The organism is Bacillus sp. A260, assembly GCF_009861435.1.
Lineage (GTDB): Bacteria > Bacillota > Bacilli > Bacillales > Bacillaceae_G > Bacillus_A > Bacillus_A cereus.
The window spans coordinates 495,431-517,500 of the sequence record NZ_CP046398.1; the positions used below are offsets into that span (position 1 = coordinate 495,431).

Consider the following 22,070-nt stretch of genomic DNA (forward strand, 5'->3'; position numbering starts at 1 on the left):
CTGTTACTTTATAATGCTAATGGAAGTTAAGGGAAAGTAACTGAAAGGTTATTTGTATGGTAATGCTTCGGATCCTAGAAAATGAAAGTTTTGAAAGAGCCCATGTAAAATTGTGTTTTAGAAGTACTACATTGTATGCGAAAGTATATTTTGTAATGCATGGTCTATTGCCGGAAATGTGTATTGGTATCCATGTTCAATTGCCTTAATGGGTAATACACGTTGCCCTTCTAGTACAAGTATGCTCATTTCACCTAATAAAGTTTGAATGATAAATGAAGGTACAGGCAACCAATGAGGCTTGTTCATTATAGTTGCAATGTTTTCTCCAAATTCCTTCATTCTTATGGGTGTTGGTGCTGTCATATTAAGAGGACCATCAATTTCTTTTTTGTGTATGATGAAATCCATCATACGAACGACATCGTCTATATGAATCCATGATAACCATTGTTTCCCAGAACCAATGGTGCCGCCGATATAGAATTGATAGGGAAGTAGCATTTTTGGAAGAGCTCCTCCATTTGCACCTAATACGACTCCAAATCTTGCGTAGATTGTTCGTATTCCGAGAGAACGTGCTTTAGATGCTTCTTGTTCCCATGAATATACTGTATTTGCTAAAAAGTCATTTCCAGGAGTCTCATGCTGTTCTGTAAAAGACTCTATTTCAGATGTTCCGTAGTATCCAATAGCACTTGCGTTAATAAATGTGTGTGGCTTTGTATGGAGTCCCTGCAATTGTTTAATGAGTCCTTTTGTTGTTTGAATTCTACTGTTTAAAATGGCTTTCTTTTGTTGCTTTGTCCATCTACTATTAATAGACTCTCCGGCTAGATTAATAACTACATCAATAGAAGAGAGGGGGAAGGTTTGTAAATCTGGTGTCCATTGAACATACTGAAGGTTAGGGTCGGAAGTTTCAGTAGTTTTTTTTCGTGTGAGAATGTAAACAGTATATCCTTTTTGAATAAAAAAAGTAGAAAGGGATTTACCGATAAAGCCTGTACCACCAGAAATTGCGATTTTCACAAGTATTTCCTCCTCATTATATATATTCTTGAAAAGAAAAAATGTTCCTCGACTATGTTAAAATAATAGAGAGGTGAGAGTATGGCTGTCATTACAAAAATAGAAGTACAAAAACGATCGAAAGAACGATTTAATATTTATATTGATAAAGGTCAAGGCGAAGAGTACGGATTTAGTGTGGATCAAGTAATCTTAATAAAACATGGATTACAAAAGGGCTTAGAAATTGATGAAATCGAGTTAGGGAATATTTTGTACAATGAAGAAGTACAAAAAGCATATTTACAAGCAATCTCCTATTTATCCTATCAAATGAGAACAAAACAAGAAATAGAAGATTTTTTACGAAAAAAAGAAGTGGGACAGGCCATCATCTCTGAAGTCGTTTCGAAATTATTACATGACCGATATATTAATGATAAAGAGTATGCTGTTTTATATACGCGAACGCAAAGTAATGTGAATCGAAAAGGTCCAACTGTTATTAAAAGAGAGTTATTAAATAAAGGTGTTCAGGATTTAATTATTACACATAGTTTACAAGAATATCCGAAGGAAAAGCAAATTGAGAATGCCTTGTTTCTCATAGAGAAGAAGAAAAAATCTTATCAAAAACATTCTTTTTTACAAATGAAACTAAAGTTAGATGAGATGCTTGTTCGAAAAGGATATTCTAGAGAAGTAATTCAAATTTGTTTGGAAGAATTGAAAGACGAAAAAGATGACGAAAAGCAACAAGAAGCGTTACACTATCATGGGAATAAATATTATGAGAAATATAAGAAGCATGATGGATGGACATTTGAAAACAAGATGAAACAAGCGTTATATCGAAAAGGATTCTCTATTGATGAAATCGAGATATTTTTGCAAATGAAACGCGAAGAGGAATGAGGAGAATAAGATGAATATGCCAAAACGCTACAGTGAAATGACACCGCATGAGCTAAGGGAAGAAATTGGCGCTTTGAAGGAGCAAGCAGTAAAAGCTGAGCAGCTTGGGATTGTCAATGAATTTGATGTATTAATGAGAAAAATGGCAATGGCTCGTGCTTATATGACGGATATAAACAAGTTCCATATTGGTGAAACATATGAATTAGTAGAAGAACCTGGTGTATTATTTAAAATTACGTATTTCAATGGGGTATTTGCTTGGGGATATAAGCAAAATGATAATGAAGAGATTGGCATACCAATTTCCTTATTGCAAGAAAAATAAAAACCAGAGAGCACATATCTCTCTGGTTTTCATCTTTGGTAGGCGTTAAAGGAGATAGGAGATTCTAAAATTGGCGTTTTTTACATTCATTTGCCAATATAATGAGAGACTGGGTTTGTTGCGTCTGTCCGTTAACTTGCGCTTTCGCATGTTTTGGACGAGTCCACGTATGGTTAAATAATTCAGAACGACTATCTAAGCGATCACGGTAGCTCATCTTTATCACCTCGTGTAGGAAGTTAATTTAATTTGTACTACTCTTCCTGCTGATTTGCAGCACGCATACGTTCTTGTGGGTGCGTGTTAATTGTGCCGTTAGGTCGTTTCGAAGCGAAGCGTGATTTCGCTTTCGGTTGACCGTCGATTTTGCTGTTGTTTTTTGACTCAGACCAAAATTCGGCTTGTTTACCCATTGCGAACGCCCTCCTCATTATCGGTTGATACCTTTTTAAGAAGTATCAATTATAGAATGTGCAAAATTGAAGAAACTATCCTTTAGAAATGAAGGGATAAATAGGTAAAAGGAGATTATAATATGAATGATATTTATGAAACATTAACGAAAGAATTATTAGACAAGAATGACAAGCTTTCTTACGCACAAGCTCGTGCGTGGGTTGAGTTACTATGGGAAGATTTTCAAACAACTTATGCAAAATCAGGTCGTTATCAAGGCGATGAAATGACGGAACAAGTGGTACGATCATGGATTAATAATCATGGTGTACGCCTTCATGAAATGCGGACAAATAATCCGAAGTATAGTCATTTAATTAATCAAGAAGATCATTTGAAACATTAAAAAAAGCGACTTAAGTCGCTTTTTTTAATGTGGAAGTAATTCCAGTTTTTTTCGAAGCTTTTCTTCACTAAAGATCCATCCTGTATAGGAATTAATAATATTTAAATTGTGGTCGAGCTGAACGATTGCAACAAATGGATAATAATCTTTACTTCGATATCGTAAATCAATGAATCGTACTTCATAATAATGGTCATGATCAAAAATATCCCAGCGATATACAGGAGAGAAAGATAGGAAGGCTGAGATGTTTTCATCTTGTTTAGCTGCTCGCATAATATTGTTGTCTGGGAACGGTACCCGATCGAACTTGTCATATATCATGATGTTACCACGGTGCCATCTCGCAACGTAGTAATAATCAGCCGTAACGACTGCTAAATGGTAATGATAAAATCGGTAAGAAGGAGAAATGATAATCTTTTCGACATTTTTGAAACGTTTGTGTACAACGCTTCTTATATTTCTGTGCATCATAATCCGTCCGATATAGTAAACAATCATTAATATATATGCCGCTAAAGCTGTATATCCCTTATGAGAACCGACGAGCATGCAAGCAATTGCAAGTATATGGATAAAGAAAATTACGGTATCGAATGTATTAATTATGCCAAGTGCGACCCATTTTTTTGTGAAAGGTCGTAATGCTTGTGTACCATAGGCGTTGAAAATATCTACAAAGACGTGAAGAAAGACGGCAATAAATGACCAAAGTAGTAGATGAAGATATGGAGCTTCTGAAAAGAAGGCGAAAGAGATGCCACTTATAAGGAATGACCAAAGAATTACCGCGGGAATAGAATGAGTAATCCCACGATGATTTCTTATATATTTAGCGTTATTACGCAATTTTAGAACTGTGTCAATGTCAGGAATGTTGGAACCAGCAATTGTAGCAAGCATAACAGCTTGGGGGCCAATATCACTTTGTGCTATGGCTGGATCTAATGTTGCTAAGCTACCTAAAGTGACACCCATAACAAGGTGAGTGGCTGTGTCCATAGAAATCCACCTCCGTTTTTTATTAATGTAACTCTTTTTATTCGATACCTCAAGTCCTTTGCCTTCTATTTCCTATGTCATCTTACTTAAATTTTTTCCTAAAATCTTTATAATAGTACTTATATGCAAAAAAATGAGGGGGATCAAGTTTGACACTTGAAATACTAAACAATTTTAATATAGAGCAGTTTCAAAATGATTTAATTGGTTGGTTTGAAGAAGAACAGCGTGACTTACCGTGGAGAAAGAATAAAGATCCATACCGTGTTTGGGTTTCTGAAATTATGTTGCAGCAAACAAGAGTAGAAGCTGTAAAACCATATTACGCAAATTTTATGGGGAAGTTTCCTACACTTGAAGCGTTAGCGAACGCAGATGATGAAGAAGTATTAAAAGCATGGGAAGGTTTAGGATATTATTCTAGAGCACGTAATTTACATGCGGCAGTAAAAGAGGTAAAAGAAGTATACGGTGGGGTTGTACCAAGTGATGTAAAGAAAATTGAAAAGTTAAAAGGAGTAGGACCATATACAAAAGGTGCTATTTTAAGTATCGCATATGGTATACCAGAGCCGGCAGTTGATGGAAATGTTATGCGTGTATTATCTCGTATTTTATCAGTATGGGATGATATTGCAAAACCAAAGACTCGAAAAGTTTTTGAAGAGATTGTGCGTGAAATTATTTCAGTAGAAAACCCATCTTATTTTAATCAAGGATTGATGGAATTAGGTGCATTGATTTGTATTCCTAAAAATCCATCGTGCTTACTTTGTCCTGTGCGTGAGCATTGCAGAGGATATGCTGAAGGTGTTCAAAAAGAATTACCAGTAAAAAGTAAAGCGAAAGCTCCTAAAATGGTACCTATTGTTGCAGGCGTACTTCAAACTGAAGACGGTCGTTACGTTATTAATAAACGTCCAAGTACAGGTTTGTTAGCTAACATGTGGGAGTTTCCTAATGCTGAACTTGGAGAAGGTATTCGCAATCAGAAGGAACAGCTTATAGATTATATGAAAGAAAAATTTGAGCTCGAGGTTTCTATTGATGAATACGCAATGAATGTACAACATACGTTTACACATCGTACTTGGGATATATTTGTATTTTACGGAAAAGTAACCGGTAATATTGTTGATACAGATACATTAAAATTTGTATCGAAAGAGGTATTTGAGCAATTACCTTTCTCAAAATCACACCGTACTATTTATGAAAATTGTGTGGAGAAAATTACAATGCAATAAATAAAAAAGTGTTCCCAATCTAGGGAACACTTTTTTAATCGTAAGAAATTTTTGTCCCATGAGTCCAACTAGCTTCACCTTCTTGTAAGCCGCCTCTTGATTCAATTTCTACTACAATTTCTTTGTAAATACTCTGCCCTTCTACATTTAAATAAGGCAGAACCTGTTGTAGTGAGTGATGAAAATAAGCTAATTCATCTTCTTTCCATTCATTTTTTGAAATCATCGTTAGTTCAGTCATATCGCGTCCTATATACATATTTCCACCTCCATTTCTTATAGTTTGAATAAGTAACAAAAGATATATGCGGAAATTATTCAAAAGAAAATTACGGATAGCTTCTAAGTGAATTGGTTACATTATTGATTGTGGAGGTGAGAAAGATGAGTAAAAAACAACAAGGTTATAACAAGGCAACTTCTGGTGCTAGCATTCAAAGTACAAATGCTAGTTATGGTACAGAATTTGCAACTGAAACAAATGTACAAGCAGTAAAACAAGCAAACGCACAATCAGAAGCAAAGAAAGCACAAGCTTCTGGTGCACAAAGTGCAAACGCTAGTTATGGTACAGAATTTGCAACTGAAACAGACGTGCATGCTGTGAAAAAACAAAATGCTAAGTCAGCTGCAAAACAATCACAATCTTCTAGCTCAAATCAGTAATGAAAGAAAAACACTTCTCTAATTCGGGAGAAGTGTTTTCTTTTTGCGTGGATCGTTGTAATGAAAAGAAAGCGAACGACATAACTTCTAATAAGTCAACAAATGTAGTCAAAGGAGAAGGAAGTTAACAATTAGAATTATGTAATTAGGAATAATAACTGATGAATAAGTCCAAAAGGGGGTAAGTAATGAACGATTTTGATAAGTTGGTAGGGGAGCAATTAGAAACGATGGATGAATTGTTAAAGTTACAAGCACATCTAGAGAAGTATCAACAAATTGAAATGAATGAAAAAGATACGTGCGATAAAAAAGAACTGCATTTTATCCGCCAGGAAATATATAGAACAGAAGTAGCGTTGAAGATGTTACATGAGAAATTTGAAGAGCAAACGAATAGTGTAATTCAATCTTTTGCAACTGAAAAAATGATTTCAAATTTAGGATAAGATATATTGTTATCTTTAGGTGAAAAGTCCTTCTTTGTATGGAAATAGAGAAGGGCTTTTTCTATTACATGTCCTCGCTTATAAATAATACAGTACAATCCTTTTATCTCCTAAGAAGCGGTGGGGGCATAGTATTCAACGATAAACCTCCTACATATTCAGTTTGAAAAATAGAGTCTTATCCCTTTAGTTTTAAAATTTCGACAAAAAAGTTATAATAGAAAAAAAGTGAATGCCGTTCAAAGGGCATTTGCAGTTGAAAGAAGGGAGCATATATGGGATTTCCCAAAGAAGGAGAAAAAGTACAAATACATAGTTATAAACATAATGGCTCCATTCATAGAATGTGGGAAGAAACAACAATTTTAAAAGGGACACAGAGTCTTGTAATCGGAGCGAATGATCGTACAGTAGTTACAGAATCGGATGGCCGAACATGGATTACTCGTGAACCAGCAATTTGCTATTTTCATGCCAACTATTGGTTTAATGTGATTGGGATGCTTAGGGAAGATGGCGTATATTATTATTGTAATTTAAGCTCACCTTTTGCGTATGATCCTGAAGCATTAAAGTATATTGATTATGATTTAGATATTAAAGTATATCCAGATATGACATATACGCTTCTAGATGAAGATGAGTATGAAAAACATAGTGAAATTATGCAGTATCCACCTGTTATTGATACAATTTTAAAACGAAATGTAGCACATTTAACACAGTGGATTCATCAAAGAAAAGGTCCATTTGCACCAGATTTCGTAGATATGTGGTATGAACGATATTTAATGTACAGAAATTAAAACAAACCTGCAGGGGGCTTCCCGGCAGGTTTGTCCTATTAGAGGGGGGATTATGTGCAAGGCATAAAAAGATATTTACAATTTGTTAAACCATATCGGTGGCTTATTGCTATTACAATTATTATCGGACTAGTTAAGTTCGGTATCCCACTTATTATGCCGTGGTTATTAAAGTATATTATCGATGATGTAATTCAAGGCGCTGGCTCACTTCAAGATAAAACATCTCAATTAATAACAGCGATTGGAATTGCTTTCTTTATTTTTGCGGTATTAAGACCACCGATTGAATATTATCGTCAATATTTCGCCCAACGTATCGCAAATACAATACTGTATGATTTGCGGAAGCATATTTTCGGTCACTTACAAAAGTTAAGTTTACGTTATTACTCCAATACAAAAACAGGGGAGATTATTTCGCGTGTCATCCATGATGTAGAACAAACGAAAGATTTTGTAATTACTGGTTTGATGAACGTCTGGTTAGATACTGCAACAATTGCTATTGCTATCATTGTTATGTTTTCTATGAATATAAAATTAACATTTGTTGCGTTATTGATTTTACCTATTTATGTAATTGCAGTGAAATATTTTTTCGGGCGTCTTCGGAAATTGACGAAAGAGCGTTCACAAGCGTTAGCGACGATGCAAGGGTATTTGCATGAACGTATTCAAGGAATGCAAGTGACACGTAGCTTTGCGTTAGAAGAGTATGAGGGGAAGCAGTTTGAAAAAAGAAATAATGAATTTTTAACGAAAGCATTAACCCATACAAGTTGGACGGCAAGAACATTTTCGGCAGTAAATACGTTAACCGATTTAGGTCCGTTACTTGTGATTGGTTTTGCAGCATATGAAGTAATTCAAGGACAGTTAACGCTAGGAACGATGGTAGCTTTTGTTGGATATATGGATAGTTTATATAGTCCGCTTCGCCGCCTTGTTAATTCATCTACAACATTAACACAATCTTTTGCATCGATGGACCGTGTGTTTGAACTGTTAGATGAAAAATACGATATTGTTAATGTGCCAAATGCGGTACAAACGAAAAAATTAAATGGAGAAATTGTATTTGACAATGTTTCTTTTCGTTATAATGTAGATGAAAAAGAGATATTACACAACTTGTCATTAACTATGCAGCCTGGAGAGAAAGTAGCGCTTGTAGGAGCAAGTGGGGGAGGAAAGTCATCTCTTGCTAGTTTGATCCCGCGTTTCTATGATGTTTCTGAAGGCACGGTTTATGTAGATGGCATAGATGTAAGAAAGTATAATATGAGAAATTTGCGTAGTCATATTGGAATTGTACTGCAAGATAATTTATTGTTTAGCGATACAATTGGAGCTAATATTTTATATGGAAATCCGAAGGCTACAGAGAAAGAGGTGATTGCAGCTGCTAAAGCTGCGCAAATTCATGATTTTATTATAGACTTACCAGATGGTTATAATACTGTCGTTGGAGAACGTGGTGTGAAGCTATCGGGCGGGCAAAGACAACGCGTGGCAATTGCACGAGTGTTTCTAAAGAATCCTTCGGTACTTATATTAGATGAAGCAACTTCAGCATTAGATTTAGAAAATGAAAGGTATATTCAAGAGGCGCTTCAGACGTTAGCTGCTGACCGGACAACGATTATAATTGCACATCGATTAGCGACGATTACGCATGTTGATACGATTATTTACATTGAAGACGGTGAGATTAAAGAGACTGGTTCTCATGAAGAGTTAATGCAAAAAAGAGGATTTTATTACAATTTATATCAACTTCAACATATAACAGAAACAGCTCCTTTAGCATAAAAGGAGCTGTTTTTTTATTCGTCTTCTTTTTTATCATCGATTTGGAGTTCTTTTTCTGGTTTATGGTATGTGTAGAAGCTATCTACAAGCAAATCTAAATGCTCTACTTCTTCACTATAGTTAATGATGGAAGAAATAAGAGGGAAGAGATGTAACCATGTTTTATATGCTTCTTCATCGTCTTTATTTTGATATTCCATAAAGATATCAATTAATTCTTGTTTACCTGTTTCAACTTCATCAAGCATTTCGACTGATTGTTGTTTTTTTGCTTTACCAATAAATTTTAATAAAACTTGTTCATGATAATGCGTTAATGAGTCAAGTTCGTTTTGGATAGATTCCTGAAATTCTTCCGGCATATAGCGCAGTTCATTTTCAGTACGGTGTAATGATTTTAACGTACTTAAAGCACGGCTTGTTGTCGCTAACATTTGTCTGAATAAAACGAGCTTACGAATTTTTGCGAACTTTACTTTTTTCGTGTAGCTTCTTTCTTCTTTATACAGCAAATAGTAATGGTTTAGTTTGATCATTTTTTCTTTCATACGATCAATATCAGTTTTTAGCGTTGTAAAATCAGAAGCCTGCCTGCTATTCATTCGAATCCATTTTACAATTTCTTCTGTATTATCAACGATACGATGATAAAGTTTTGTTTCATATTTTGGCGGCATAAATACTAAATTTACAAGTGAAGCCGCAATAATACCAATCATAATCGTCGCAAATCGAAGTAAGGCAAAACTAAAGAAATCTTCGCCTTGATACTCCATAATGGCGATAACTGTTACTAAAGCAATTGATATTGTGTTTTCTAATCGTAATTGTAATGTAAGAGCAATTACTAATATACATGTTAATCCAATAATAAAAGGATTATGTCCAAAAGCAGTAGCAAATGCGATAGCAAATATCGCACCAATTACATTTGCTTGAATTTGTTCAAGTGCTGTTAAATAAGAACGGTATACAGACGGTTGAACAGCAAAGATAGCTGAAATTCCCGCAAATACCGGACTCGGTAATTGAAGTAAAATACAAGCAAATAAAGCTAACGTGATGGCAATACCCGTTTTTAAAATGCGAGCACCAAGTTTCATACCCTTAATAAGATCCTTTCTCTTGTCATAATGAATGTACAACATGATACTATACATTCATTACAATATGTTAGCAAGTGATATTTTAGTGACGTTAAAAGAAATTAGTGTTCATTTTATCCCGCTAATTGTGAGTAGTAAGATTCGCGCCTCAAAATTCAGAAGCTGGATGCCGGTAAACGTCCGATTGGTGTAGGCTAATTAAAGTTTCACTTTATAATTTTTCCTAATTCCTTTTAAACATCAGTTTTTAGTAAAAAAACCTGCTGAATTTCAGCAGGTCTCAAATTGTTACTATAGATTACTATGAGAAGCGTACTTCGTCAATTTTTTCTTAATAATGAAAATTACTCATTTTACTCTGTTGAGATAGATGGATCTGCCTGTTCTTTTTTCGGGATAATCTCAAAAAACTTGTTCTGTATATCATCTAATAATGGTGTTAACAAAGCAACTTCCTCATATTGCTCGTGCTCGTTTAGTACACGAATATAGTCTAGCAATAATTCAGTTACATCTTTCAAACCATTTTTACTAATTGGTTGTAATGTAACATTTGCGCCTTTTGCGATTCTTCTTTTTAAGGCCTGTTCTGTTAAGCCTAAGTTTGAATCACGACGCAAATAAACAACACCGCCAGTCATGCCAGCGCAAATCCATGGACCAGGGTCACCTAAAACAAGCGCTCGCCCGTTTGTCATATATTCAAAAGCAAAACCTTTAATATTGGAGTATGCACCTATATTTCCTTGCTCTTTTTCACGGAGTGGTTTTGTTATTCTACCTCCAATTATCATGTCTGCCCCAGAAAGGCGAATGCCAGCGCGAGCATCAGCGTTCCCTTGTACGTATAGTGCCCCTTTTTGTGCACCATATCCAAATCCTTTTCCGACAGAACCGTTATAATATACTCCGTCTTTTCCTTTTGATTTCGTTATATAAATCCCACCACCAAAGGAAGTTTTACCAATGCCATCTTGTGCGCCGCCATTTACGTGTATAAATAAATTTTCACTATTGTAAGCACCTAACCCATTTCCGGGAATAGAACCATTCGTATACTTTAATGTAAGTGGTTCAAGTTGAGTAGCTTCATATAGTTTACTGCGAACGCGATAACATGATTCTAGACCACCCATAACGCGTTGCTCTACACCAACGCCTACCAATTCTTTTGAGTCAGCGGAATGAACTGTCTTAAATTGTTTTTCCGATACGCCTTCTGTTGTTGTAACAGATGGATGTTCTATTATTTGTAGTAAATTACGTAAGTTTAATAAATTTTCGCCTCGAACTTGCTCTAATAAATCAGAACGCCCAACAATTGCTTGTAAATTTGTATAACCAAGCTGTCCTGTTAATCGTTTTAGTTCTACACCGAAAGAGGTGAATAAATTTAGCAGGCCAGCAACTGCGCTTTCTAATTCGCGTGGGACGAAGCGGCGTAACCCGTGTTCTTTTGCTTGTGCTTCAGACTCGATTTGTGTCGCAATTCCAACATGGCAAGTATCTAGATGGCACCCACGGCAAGTAGTACAGCCGATTGCAATCATTGATAGTGTGCCAAATCCAATACGGTTTGCTCCGAGGAGCATGATTTTCAAGGCATCATTTACACTTCGAATACCACCATCTGCCCAAATCTCTACTTTATGTCTCATGCTTGCTTCTAATAAAGCGTTGTGAGCGGCTTTAACACCAATTTCTACAGGGAGACCTACATGCTGCAATGCGTGAATACGTGCAGCGCCTGTTCCGCCATCGAATCCGCTAATGTTAATAAAATCAGCGCCAGCTTTGGCGATACCGACAGCAATTGTTCCGATATTAGGAACAACAGGGACTTTCACGGCTACTTTGGCAAGTTGATTAGCTGTTTTAATTTCTGTAATCATTTGAGCTAAATCTTCAATTGAATAAATATCATGGTTATTAGAAGGCGAAATTAAATCTGAGCCGATTGTCGCATTACGTGCTTCAGCGATTTTGGCTGTCACTTTTGAACCAGGTAAATGCCCACCTTCCCCAGGCTTTGCGCCTTGACCGATTTTGATTTCAATTAAGTTTGATGAGTTTAGTAGTTCGGCATTTACTCCAAATCGCCCAGATGCTACTTGTTGTCCACGTGTATGTGGATATTTTCCAATCATATCTTTAATTTCGCCGCCTTCACCGTTCAAGCTAATCATATTTAGCTGATCGGCTGCTTCTGCATATGCGCGAAAGGCAATTTCGTTTTGAGAACCAAATGACATAGAACTAATAATAAATGGTAAATTATGATTTTTGATGCCGATAGATACTTCTTCAGTTGGAACGACATGTTTTGTTTGTTTCGTTTGAACAAGGTGTCTGATTGCGATTGGATTATTCTCTTCTAGTTCACTTAACTTGTCACGGTAATCATCATAAGAATTTCCTTTTGCAACATCGCCGATTGCTTTCCAAATTCGCGGGAATATATGAAATGATTTTCGCATTCTAATTTTAGGATTGTTATAATCCTCTGCTCGTATTTTTGCATCTTCAACAAGTGATTCAAGTGAAAAGGCTAAATCATTTGAACCGAAGAAATTTGTAATCTGTAATATATTTGCGATTTCTTCATGTAATCCAATAGATGAATAGAGACGTCCGTAACCACGTAACTCATGAATTCCAATTGTTGAAATGACTTTTTCTAATCCTTTATTAAGTGCAGTATATAGATTCGTAATTGGTGTTTTTGTTCCATCATTTACAGTCGCGAATAATAAATATGGATTAATACCATCTGCTCCTAATCCATATAGCGTGACAATGTCATGTAAGGAGCGAAGAGCACCAGAACGTATAACGAGAGAACAATTGCGGCGTAATTTATTTTCACTTAATGCTTGATGTACTTTAGCGGTAACTAAATGTGGATCAATCCACAATCGTTCATTTAGATGGGCTTTTGCGTCATCTAATACTAGTAGGGAAGCGCCATTGTTAACAGCAGCTATCGCTTCAGAACTAATGCGGCTTAATGCGCATTGCAGAGTTTCTGACGAGCTGAATGTAGCAGAGATTGTGGCGATAGAGTTATGAGTCTTAAATAGCTCTATGAGTTGTTCGTACGTAATTGTGTGTAATTCCTCTGCAATAGGTTGTGCCACGCTGCCTTCTAAAATAATTGGTGAAAGCATTTCAACTACAAATGGCCGTTTTGCGCCGCTTAATAAACTTGGACGCTCTCCAAGTACAGTACGTGTAGAGAAGTGTTCAATTTCACGGTCACGGTCAATTGCAGGGTTTGTAACAACAGCTACACTTTCTTTAATAAAGTCAGCGATATTTCGTCTATCAGTATCGAGTGCGGCAAGTGGTGAGTCATGCCCAAGTGAGCGTATTGGCTCAACGCCTTTTGTTGCCATCTGTTCAAGAAGTTGAATATGTTCTCGGTCCCATCCGAAAGCGACGTATTCTTTCGTTTCAACTTGAACAGAATCACATAGCCCTTGGATTTTTTTCGTTTCAGGGATAGATAAATTTAAATGGTAATTGGTAGTATCAATTCGCTTTTTAAAACGGTTATATACTTGGATTTGATATTTGTCATATTCATAAAGAACAAGTTCATCTTGTTCATTCCATTTTAATCCGACTTTTTCTCCAGGAGCGAGTGGTTTTGGTTCTGCTACATATTTAGTTGGTGATACAACTCCAGGTTCAGAAGAGAAAATATAAGAGCTCTCTGTCTCTACTTTCCATACTGGGCGTAATCCAAGGGAATCAACGCTGAAAACAGCTTCATCTTTAAAACGGGAAATGATGCCAGCTGGTCCTTGTGCAAAATGTCCCCATGCTTCACGTATATACGTATATAAATCTTGTAAAGGTGTTTCATAAAGTTTAATTTCATTAATAATTGGTGGGAATAGAATTTCCATTGCTTCAAATAAGCTGTAGCCGTATTGAACAAGTAGGGTTTCTAAGGTGCGGTTTAAATCTTGAGAGTCACTGCCTCCTGCAGTAAGTGGTACATCAATCATTTCAGCTTGATCGCGTAATTTCGCAATTGTGTTAATTTCACCATTATGTCCGAGAATGCTAAATGGTTGTACACGAAAAAAATTAGATAATGTATTAGTAGAGTAGCGGTTATGTCCTAATGTCATAGTTGAAGCGATAAGCGGATGTTGTAAATCATTATAGTAGGCAACAAGCGTATCACCAGCACCTAGAACTTTATATACAACATGATCATGACTTAATGAAGCAACATGAATTGCTTCGTTTTCCTCTATTTTTATTGTGACAGAAAATAATGTTTGCTCAATATTTATAATTTCGTTTTCTGCGATAAGGGCAACTTGCCAAAATAAAGGTTCTTCTTGTTTACCAAGTGGACCGAGCGCATCTGAGTTTGTTGCATCGTCACTTTCGAAAATAATAGTAAAGTTTTTGTTGTTTAATTGCGTACGAATATAATCTTTTAAGGCAGTAATGTTTTCTTTTTTATTTAGAAAAAAATGTCCAACGATAAAGTGGGGATGATCCACAATCGTTGGATTATATCCGCTACTTTTTAGTTTTTCATTCCAAAGTGTTTTTGGTATATCAATGTGAATGCCGATGCCATCGCCCTCGCCATTAATGAAACCAGCTCTATGATTCATTTTGACGAGTGATTGTATGCAAAGGTCAATGTTTTCTTTTGTAGCAATTTTTCGTTTCTCCATAACGGAAACGATTCCACACGCATCATGTTCTGCATTTCTATAATCTCGAAATAAAGACGGTGTCCATGTATTTTTTTTATTGAGCATCCGTCAATCCCCCTTCTTGTAAAAGTTAGAATAATCTTACTATTTAAGGCGCAAATCACCTTGTACACAGAGATAGTAATGCTGTAAAAGAATATAAAACAGATAATTATGAATAATTATACTATTAATACGTAATTTATGAAATAGAAAAAAGGAAAAAAGAAAGGTGAGCTTTCTTTTTTCCTTTTAATGACGGGATTATTTATTGTCTGCTAGGGCAGCAAATGCTCTGCCGACAGCTTCGATTGTATATTCAATATCTTCTTTTGTATGTTCTGTAGTTAAGAACCATGCCTCGTATTTAGAAGGTGCTAAGTTAACTCCTTCTTGAAGCATAAGCTTGAAGAATTTACCGAACATTTCACCGTCTGTATCTTGTGCGGCATCGTAATCTTCAATTGTATTAGTTGTGAAGTATACAGTTAAAGCCCCTTTTAGACGATTTAATGTAATGTCGATATTATGTTTCGCTGCTTGCTCTAAAATTCCTTTTTCAAGCATTGCACCAAGTTCATCTAATTTCTCATAAAGCCCTTCTTGTTGAAGTACTTCTAGACAAGCGATACCTGATGCCATAGAAGCAGGGTTTCCTGCCATTGTACCAGCTTGGTATGCAGGTCCAAGCGGAGCAACTTGTTCCATAATTTCTTTCTTACCACCGTAAGCACCGATTGGTAAGCCACCGCCAATAACTTTACCAAGCGCTGTTAAGTCAGGTGTAACACCAAGTAAGTCTTGAGCACCGCCGTACATAAAGCGGAAAGCAGTAATAACTTCATCATAAATTACTAGTGCGCCAGCTTCGTGAACAAGTTCATTCACTTTTTCAAGGAATCCAGGTTTAGGCTCTACAATACCGAAGTTTCCAACGATCGGTTCTACAAGGATAGCTGCTACTTCATGACCCCATTTATCTAAAGCTTCTTTTAAAGTTTCTACATTGTTAAATGGAACGGTAATAACTTCTTGTGCAATACTTTGTGGTACGCCAGCTGAGTCAGGAGTTCCTAAAGTAGAAGGGCCAGATCCAGCTGCCACAAGTACTAAATCAGAATGACCGTGGTAACAACCAGCAAATTTCATGATTTTTGTGCGACCTGTATAAGCACGAGCAACACGAATCGTTGTCATCACTGCTTCTGTACCAGAGTTTACGAAACGGACTTTATCTAATGCAGGCATTGCTTCTTTTAACATTTTTGCGAATTTTACCTCTAGCGCTGTTGGTGTTCCATAAAGTACCCCATTTTCAGCAGCTGTTGTAATTGCTTTTGTTATATGCGGATGAGCATGTCCAGTAATAATAGGACCGTATGCTGCTAAATAATCGATATATTTATTTCCGTCTACATCCCAGAAATAAGCGCCTTTCCCACGTTCCATAGCAACAGGAGCGCCGCCGCCAACTGCTTTAAAAGAACGAGAAGGACTGTTAACACCGCCAACGATATGCTCTAAAGCTTCTTTATGTAATGCTTCTGACTTTGTGAAATTCACTACAATTCATCTCCTTACAAAAATCTATGTATTATTCTAACATGTTTTTCGAAAAGACGTATTGTTTGTGATAGCGAAGGCAGTTGGGTAAACTATTCGTTGTGACATTTAGGAGGGGGGTCCGATTATGAAATCGGTAATTGAGGTACAAGGGTTACGTAAAGAGTTTACAGCCTATTCAAGTCGTCCGGGCTTAAAGGGTGCATTTCGCGATTTATTAAATCGTAATTATAAAATAGTACCAGCAGTAAATGATGTATCTTTTACTGTAAATCAAGGTGAAATGGTTGGTTATATCGGTGAGAACGGTGCTGGTAAATCAACAACAATTAAAATGCTTACGGGGATTTTAACTCCGACATCAGGGCAAATCACAGTAAATGGAATGAACCCACATAAACAAAGAGAAGAATTTGTAAGAACAATTGGTGTTGTTTTTGGACAGCGTTCGCAACTTTGGTGGGATATTGCAGTACAAGAATCGTTTCGTTTATTAAAGAAAGTGTATGGTGTATCAGACGCTCAGTATAAGGAGCATATGGAGCACGTAATTGAAACGTTAGATATAGGGCCCTTATTAGATAAACCAGTTCGAAAATTATCTCTTGGTCAAAGGATGCGTTGTGAATTAGCGGCAGCCTTAATTCATAATCCACCGTTATTATTTTTAGATGAGCCAACAATTGGGTTAGATGTACTTGTGAAATTGAAAATACGTGAATTTTTAAAAGAAATGAATGAACGTTATAAAACAACAATTTTATTAACAACACACGATATTACTGATATTGAAGCTTTATGTGAGCGCGTTATCATGCTGGATGAAGGAAATATTATGTATGACGGTTCTTTAAATAATCTTCGTACGCAGTGGGGAGCGGAGAAGGAAATTCACTTTCAGTTTGTTGCACCAGTTTCCTATCAGGCTTTATCAATGGTTATGCCAGATAATCATGTCGTTTGGTCGAAAGCAAAAGAGGAAAATGCATGGGTTGCAAAAATTCCGAATGAAGAAGTTATTATTTCAATGCTTATTTCTAAAGTAGTACAAGCCTTTCAAATTAAAGATTTAAAAATTAACGAAGTGTCTACAGAGGAAATTATTCGTAACATTTATGAAGAGGGTATTACGCATGGGTAAGTATATTGAAATGATTCGAATTCGCTTTTTAATGATGCTTGCGTATCGTACAAATTACTATAGCGGGATTTTAATTTATACGATTAATATAGGTGCTTACTATTTTTTATGGCAAGCAATTTATAGCGGAAAAGAGAATATTGAAAGTTTATCTATTTCGCAAATGACCACGTATATCGCAATCGCGTGGATGGCACGTGCCTTCTATTTTAATAATATAGATAGGGAAATTGCGATGGAGATTCAAGAAGGACGTGTGGCTGTAGAATTAATTCGTCCGTATAACTATTTGGGAATGAAAGTTATGCAAGGTCTTGGCGAGGGAATATTCCGTTTTGCCTTCTTTTCCATTCCAGGCATGGTTATCGTTACGTTATTATTTTCGTTGCAAATTACAACAAATTTTCAAACTTGGTTATATTTCTTCTTATCTTTAATATTTAGTTTTATTATTAATACACAAATTAATTTAATGACGGGAATGCTTACGTTTTTCCTGTTTAATAATAGTGGGATTATGTATGCAAAACGCGTTGTTATTGATTTATTTTCAGGTCTATTATTACCAATTAGTTTTTATCCGCTATGGGCCCAAAAAGCAATGATGTTTTTACCGTTTCAGGCTATTAGTTATATTCCAAGTATGATTTTTTCTGAAGGTATACAGGGGAGTAAGTTGTATGAGGCTTTAGTATTTCAAGTGATTTGGGCGATTGTACTTATTATTCCAATTGTACTCATGTGGAGAACGGCGAGAAAACGTCTAATTGTACAAGGGGGATGATGAGATGCTATATATAAACTTATTTTTACAATATGCAAGTCAATATATAAAAACAAAATTGGAGTATCGAGGCGATTTTATCGTTGGTTTACTTTCTGATTTATCGCTTCAAGCAGTTAATTTAATATTTATTCTCGTTGTATTTGGGCATACACAAGCATTGAAGGGATGGAGTCGAGAAGAAGTAATCTTTATTTATGGTTTCTTTTTAGTACCATTTGCCATCTTTTCAGCTTTCTTTAATATATGGGATTTTAATGATCGATACATTATTAAAGGGGAGATGGATCGTGTATTAACGCGGCCGATCCATAGCCTATTTCAAATTATATTAGAAAGAATGGAACTTGAATCTTTAATTGGAGCTATTACAGGGATTGTTGTAATGGGATATGCAGCTGTGGAGTTACAATTATCTTTTTACTGGTATGATTTCTTCTTATTTATATTGATGGTAGGAGGAGGAGCACTTGTATATGGAGGGATATTTGTTACGCTGGCGAGCCTTGGTTTTTGGTCGGATGCGAAAAGTTCAATTATGCCTCTTATGTATAACATAGGTAATTACGGGCGCTATCCTGTTAATATTTATAATCGTGTAATTCGTTTCATTTTAACGTTTGTTTTACCGTTTGCGTTTGTTGGAGTATATCCAGCGGCATACTTTTTAAGAAAAACAGAATGGAATAGTTATGCATTTGCGACGCCAATTGTTGGTGTTATCTGTTTTACGATTGCAATCACCCTCTGGAATCAAGGGGTAAAAAGGTATCGTGGCGCGGGTAATTAATTATAGAAGCTTGTTCGTTTCTAAGGGATAAATCAGTTCTCCACCTCATACATATAAAATGAGGTGGAGGACATGTTATGGGGATTTATTCTATTAATTGCAGCAATCGCTATTTTGAAAAGTGTCCAATTATTATGGAGTTCCTATTCGGATTCAACGCGTTTTTTTTCGCTCTATAATTTGGCCACATTATTTTTAATCTATACAACAGTACTAATCGCATTTGGATTAAGTTACGTTGTATTAGAGGAAATGGGTTTCGCAGTTTTGAAAGAGGACGGAGAAAGTTTGAACGCTCATTCTTTTCAACTCGTCGAAGTTTGTTTATATTTTAGCGCAGTTACTCTATTGTCTGTTGGATATGGTGACATATCTCCGATTGGAATTGGGCGATGGATTGCAATCGCAGAAGCGCTAATTGGATATACACTCCCTTTTGCTTTTGTGATGAGGTCTGTAATAGACAATGAAAAATAAGGAAGCATTTGTTATAGTAAAGGAAAAGAGTAGGAGTGATAACTATGATTACAGTAGGAGAAATGGCACCAGAATTCACATTAGAGGGAAGTAACGGAGAAGAAGTTCGCCTAGCTGATTTCCGCGGTAAAAATGTAGTTCTCTATTTTTATCCGAAAGATATGACGCCAGGATGTACAACTGAAGCATGTGATTTTCGTGATGCGTATGGAGTATTTCAAGAGAAGGATACGGTTATTCTTGGAGTAAGTCCTGATTCAGCGAATAGACATTTGAAATTCATTGAGAAACATGAATTGCCATTTACACTTTTAGTAGATGAAGATCATAAAGTAGCAGAGTTATACGATGTTTGGAAGTTAAAAAAGAACTTTGGGAAAGAGTATATGGGAATCGAGCGTTCTACATTCCTTATTAATAAAGACGGTGAACTTGTAAAAGAGTGGCGTAAAGTGAAAGTGAAAGGACATATTGAGGATGTTCTTTCTTATATAAAGTAAATCTACATTGGAGATAAAATATGCAGAAACAAGGCAAGTGTCTATACATATTTTACTGCCTTACATAAAGTGGAAGTGTAGGGCATACCTCCTCAGATGATAGTATTCCAAGTGCGATTATGTCGCACTTTTTTCTATGGAATATATGAAGAAAAAAGGGAAAGATACATAAAAACAAGTCCTGAATATAAAAATAAACTACATACTTATAGTAGAAATATTGACGATTTATAAGAAAAGGAGTACACTCTTTATAAGAATTATAAAATAATAATCCGTATAGAATCGGGGTGCATGACGGTGGTCAAAGAAGAATTAAAAGAAGCGCTAGAAATGCTGAAAAATACGGGTGTACGCATTACTCCACAGCGTCATGCTATTTTAGAGTACCTTGTGGAATCAATGACGCACCCAACAGCGGATGATATTTATAAAGCATTAGAAGGTAAGTTTCCAAATATGAGTGTTGCAACTGTCTATAATAACTTACGTGTGTTTAAAGAGGTTGGACTTGTAAAGGAATTAACTTATGGAGACGCTTCAAGTAGATTTGATTATGTTACAAGTCAACATTATCATGTGATTTGCGAAAAATGTGGTAAGATTGTTGATTTTCCTTATGGAGGCTTGGAAAAGCTGGAAGAGGAAGCTGCGAAAACGACAGGCTTCGTTATCAATAGTCATCGCTTAGAAATTTATGGCGTTTGTCCAGAGTGTCATAAGGCGTAATATATAATAAAGAAAGAGGCTGACGGCTATACGTCAGCCTCTTTCTTTATTATATAAGGATTAGCGTGAGGTTAATCGGGATTTACAGTGCTAAGTTAGTAAGAAGGGTTAGATAAAAGTTTGTCGAATTTACTTTGTATTGGTGGAAATGAATTCTTGGAGGGGACATTTTGAAGAAATATGAGATTAAAAATAACATTCCAACATTGGAAGAATATAAATATTTATGTGATTCTGTGGGATGGACTAACTATATGAACTTTGAGGTGGCGGAAATATCACTTCAAAATTCGATTTACTGTATAACAGTCAAGGATAATAATCAAATCATCGGCATGGGGAGAATTGTTGGTGATGGGGCTATCTATTTCTATATTCAAGATATAGTGGTTCATCCAGATTATCAAAAGAATGGTATTGGAAAGAAAATAATGAATACTTTAGTAGAATACTTAAATGGGAATACTCCAGATAAAGCATTCATTGGTTTGTTTGCGTCGCAAGGTAAAACATCATTCTACGAAAAATATGATTTTAAAGATTATTCGCCTAATATGACAGGGATGTTTACTGTTATTTCGAAAAAATAGGTGTAATAAATTTAATAAAACAATTAAAAAGTTGATTTTTTAAGAAATCAACTTTTTAATGAGTTGAAACGTTTGTAGTGTTGCAAATTCGTATTTCCCTTGATACTTATGATTTATAACTCTTCTTATTATACTTTTCATCAAATTCTTTTCCTTCTAGATCTCGATCTAGTGTTAAAGGTTGATTGCAGTGCATACATGCATCGACACGGCCGAGCATTTTGGTTGGCTTATCACAGCTTGGACAAATAATTTGGATAGTCTTAGTAGATAACATACCAATCCAAAAGTAAACGACAGTGCTAGCGATAACAGCTAAAAAGCCAACCATCATAAACGTTGTCATAATAATAATGTTTTCGCGGAAAAAGACACCTAAGTATGCAATGAAGAGGCCGATAAATACTAAACTTAATGCAAAGGTCCGGATTTTATTGATTTTGTTTGAATACTTAATGCTCATTCTCACCACGCTCCTATACTAATAATATAACATAAAATTTAGAATTTTCACTCTCGTGTAAATTGATAAAGAGGTAAGATATGAAATGAATAGGAGGAAAGCCAAGAATGAATGGATGCTATAATGATTTTTACAGCGGTTTTTAAGTTTTTAACGGGA

24 protein-coding genes are annotated in these 22,070 nt (G+C 35.7%); 15 read left to right on the forward strand and 9 right to left on the reverse strand.

What is annotated here, in order from left to right:
* Positions 1-126: 126 nt before the first annotated feature.
* Positions 127-1,032, reverse strand: a complete 906-nt coding sequence (locus GD442_RS02540; RefSeq protein WP_000684382.1) for a TIGR01777 family oxidoreductase — start codon at positions 1,030-1,032, stop codon at positions 127-129.
* An 81-nt stretch (positions 1,033-1,113) separates the two neighbouring features.
* On the opposite strand from GD442_RS02540, the gene recX reads away from it, so the two are divergent.
* Positions 1,114-1,926 carry a recombination regulator RecX gene (recX, locus tag GD442_RS02545; protein WP_000268502.1) on the forward strand — a complete coding sequence of 271 codons (813 nt, stop codon included), beginning with the start codon at positions 1,114-1,116 and terminating at the stop codon, positions 1,924-1,926.
* A gap of 10 nt (positions 1,927-1,936) precedes the next feature.
* On the forward strand, positions 1,937-2,254 hold the full coding sequence (locus GD442_RS02550; RefSeq protein ID WP_001057020.1) for a YfhH family protein: 318 nt from the start codon (positions 1,937-1,939) through the stop codon (positions 2,252-2,254).
* Between the two features lie 64 nt (positions 2,255-2,318).
* On the opposite strand, the gene GD442_RS02555 is transcribed toward GD442_RS02550, so the two are convergent.
* Together GD442_RS02555 and GD442_RS02560 are read right to left on the reverse strand one after the other, a co-directional pair.
* Positions 2,319-2,471: a YpzG family protein gene (locus GD442_RS02555; RefSeq protein ID WP_000122093.1), complete on the reverse strand. Its 153-nt coding sequence runs from the start codon at positions 2,469-2,471 to the stop codon at positions 2,319-2,321.
* Positions 2,472-2,508: 37 nt separating this feature from the next.
* The gene (locus GD442_RS02560; RefSeq protein WP_000517891.1) at positions 2,509-2,667 is read right to left on the reverse strand and encodes a small, acid-soluble spore protein K; all 159 of its coding nucleotides are present in this window, start codon (positions 2,665-2,667) and stop codon (positions 2,509-2,511) included.
* Between the two features lie 122 nt (positions 2,668-2,789).
* On the opposite strand from GD442_RS02560, the gene GD442_RS02565 reads away from it, so the two are divergent.
* Positions 2,790-3,056: a YfhJ family protein gene (locus tag GD442_RS02565; RefSeq protein ID WP_000998166.1), complete on the forward strand. Its 267-nt coding sequence runs from the start codon at positions 2,790-2,792 to the stop codon at positions 3,054-3,056.
* A gap of 24 nt (positions 3,057-3,080) precedes the next feature.
* Here the strand turns inward: GD442_RS02565 and GD442_RS02570 are convergent, their stop codons facing one another.
* Positions 3,081-4,061, reverse strand: coding sequence for a metal-dependent hydrolase (locus GD442_RS02570; protein ID WP_000379135.1), 981 nt, complete (start codon positions 4,059-4,061; stop codon positions 3,081-3,083).
* Positions 4,062-4,210: 149 nt separating this feature from the next.
* Between GD442_RS02570 and mutY the strand changes: the two genes are divergently transcribed.
* Complete coding sequence (gene mutY, locus GD442_RS02575) at positions 4,211-5,308, forward strand: A/G-specific adenine glycosylase (RefSeq protein ID WP_000171397.1); 1,098 nt, start codon at positions 4,211-4,213, stop codon at positions 5,306-5,308.
* A 34-nt stretch (positions 5,309-5,342) separates the two neighbouring features.
* Here mutY and GD442_RS02580 read toward each other — a convergent pair whose 3' ends face one another.
* Positions 5,343-5,567, reverse strand: coding sequence for a hypothetical protein (locus GD442_RS02580; RefSeq protein WP_000275436.1), 225 nt, complete (start codon positions 5,565-5,567; stop codon positions 5,343-5,345).
* Between the two features lie 125 nt (positions 5,568-5,692).
* Here GD442_RS02580 and GD442_RS02585 point away from each other — a divergent pair, with 125 nt between their 5' ends.
* From GD442_RS02585 to GD442_RS02600, 4 genes are all read left to right on the forward strand, one after another.
* Entirely contained in the window at positions 5,693-5,974 is a 282-nt protein-coding gene (locus GD442_RS02585) for a gamma-type small acid-soluble spore protein (protein WP_000039035.1), read from the forward strand.
* A gap of 188 nt (positions 5,975-6,162) precedes the next feature.
* Entirely contained in the window at positions 6,163-6,423 is a 261-nt protein-coding gene (locus tag GD442_RS02590) for a YgaB family protein (protein ID WP_000997575.1), read from the forward strand.
* A 275-nt stretch (positions 6,424-6,698) separates the two neighbouring features.
* Positions 6,699-7,229, forward strand: a complete 531-nt coding sequence (gene ntdP, locus GD442_RS02595; RefSeq protein ID WP_000506622.1) for a nucleoside tri-diphosphate phosphatase — start codon at positions 6,699-6,701, stop codon at positions 7,227-7,229.
* A gap of 54 nt (positions 7,230-7,283) precedes the next feature.
* Positions 7,284-9,044: an ABC transporter ATP-binding protein gene (locus GD442_RS02600; RefSeq protein ID WP_001161599.1), complete on the forward strand. Its 1,761-nt coding sequence runs from the start codon at positions 7,284-7,286 to the stop codon at positions 9,042-9,044.
* Between the two features lie 14 nt (positions 9,045-9,058).
* On the opposite strand, the gene GD442_RS02605 is transcribed toward GD442_RS02600, so the two are convergent.
* From GD442_RS02605 to hemL, 3 genes are all read right to left on the reverse strand, one after another.
* Positions 9,059-10,147 (reverse strand): aromatic acid exporter family protein, encoded by a 1,089-nt coding sequence (locus tag GD442_RS02605; RefSeq protein ID WP_000765787.1) that lies wholly within the window; start codon positions 10,145-10,147, stop codon positions 9,059-9,061.
* Positions 10,148-10,503: 356 nt separating this feature from the next.
* Positions 10,504-14,940, reverse strand: coding sequence for a glutamate synthase-related protein (locus tag GD442_RS02610; protein WP_000932762.1), 4,437 nt, complete (start codon positions 14,938-14,940; stop codon positions 10,504-10,506).
* A 198-nt stretch (positions 14,941-15,138) separates the two neighbouring features.
* Positions 15,139-16,437 (reverse strand): glutamate-1-semialdehyde-2,1-aminomutase, encoded by a 1,299-nt coding sequence (gene hemL, locus GD442_RS02615; RefSeq protein WP_001011863.1) that lies wholly within the window; start codon positions 16,435-16,437, stop codon positions 15,139-15,141.
* A 127-nt stretch (positions 16,438-16,564) separates the two neighbouring features.
* On the opposite strand from hemL, the gene GD442_RS02620 reads away from it, so the two are divergent.
* The 7 genes from GD442_RS02620 to GD442_RS02650 all read left to right on the forward strand — a co-directional run bounded on the left by GD442_RS02620 (position 16,565) and on the right by GD442_RS02650 (position 21,448).
* Complete coding sequence (locus tag GD442_RS02620; protein WP_086408059.1) at positions 16,565-17,578, forward strand: ABC transporter ATP-binding protein; 1,014 nt, start codon at positions 16,565-16,567, stop codon at positions 17,576-17,578.
* On the forward strand, positions 17,571-18,362 hold the full coding sequence (locus GD442_RS02625) for an ABC transporter permease (protein ID WP_000521519.1): 792 nt from the start codon (positions 17,571-17,573) through the stop codon (positions 18,360-18,362). The genes GD442_RS02620 and GD442_RS02625 overlap by 8 nt, the downstream gene beginning before the upstream one ends.
* Positions 18,363-18,366: 4 nt before the next feature.
* On the forward strand, positions 18,367-19,152 hold the full coding sequence (locus GD442_RS02630; protein WP_000965773.1) for an ABC transporter permease: 786 nt from the start codon (positions 18,367-18,369) through the stop codon (positions 19,150-19,152).
* Positions 19,153-19,224: 72 nt separating this feature from the next.
* The gene (locus GD442_RS02635) at positions 19,225-19,629 is read left to right on the forward strand and encodes a potassium channel family protein (protein WP_000964343.1); all 405 of its coding nucleotides are present in this window, start codon (positions 19,225-19,227) and stop codon (positions 19,627-19,629) included.
* A 44-nt stretch (positions 19,630-19,673) separates the two neighbouring features.
* Positions 19,674-20,129 (forward strand): thioredoxin-dependent thiol peroxidase, encoded by a 456-nt coding sequence (gene bcp, locus GD442_RS02640; RefSeq protein WP_000633710.1) that lies wholly within the window; start codon positions 19,674-19,676, stop codon positions 20,127-20,129.
* A 300-nt stretch (positions 20,130-20,429) separates the two neighbouring features.
* Positions 20,430-20,858: a peroxide-responsive transcriptional repressor PerR gene (perR, locus tag GD442_RS02645; protein WP_000237829.1), complete on the forward strand. Its 429-nt coding sequence runs from the start codon at positions 20,430-20,432 to the stop codon at positions 20,856-20,858.
* Positions 20,859-21,028: 170 nt separating this feature from the next.
* Positions 21,029-21,448, forward strand: coding sequence for a GNAT family N-acetyltransferase (locus GD442_RS02650; protein ID WP_000759735.1), 420 nt, complete (start codon positions 21,029-21,031; stop codon positions 21,446-21,448).
* Positions 21,449-21,554: 106 nt separating this feature from the next.
* On the opposite strand, the gene GD442_RS02655 is transcribed toward GD442_RS02650, so the two are convergent.
* Positions 21,555-21,911, reverse strand: a complete 357-nt coding sequence (locus GD442_RS02655; protein WP_000025058.1) for a YgzB family protein — start codon at positions 21,909-21,911, stop codon at positions 21,555-21,557.
* Between the last annotated feature and the right edge of the window lie 159 nt (positions 21,912-22,070).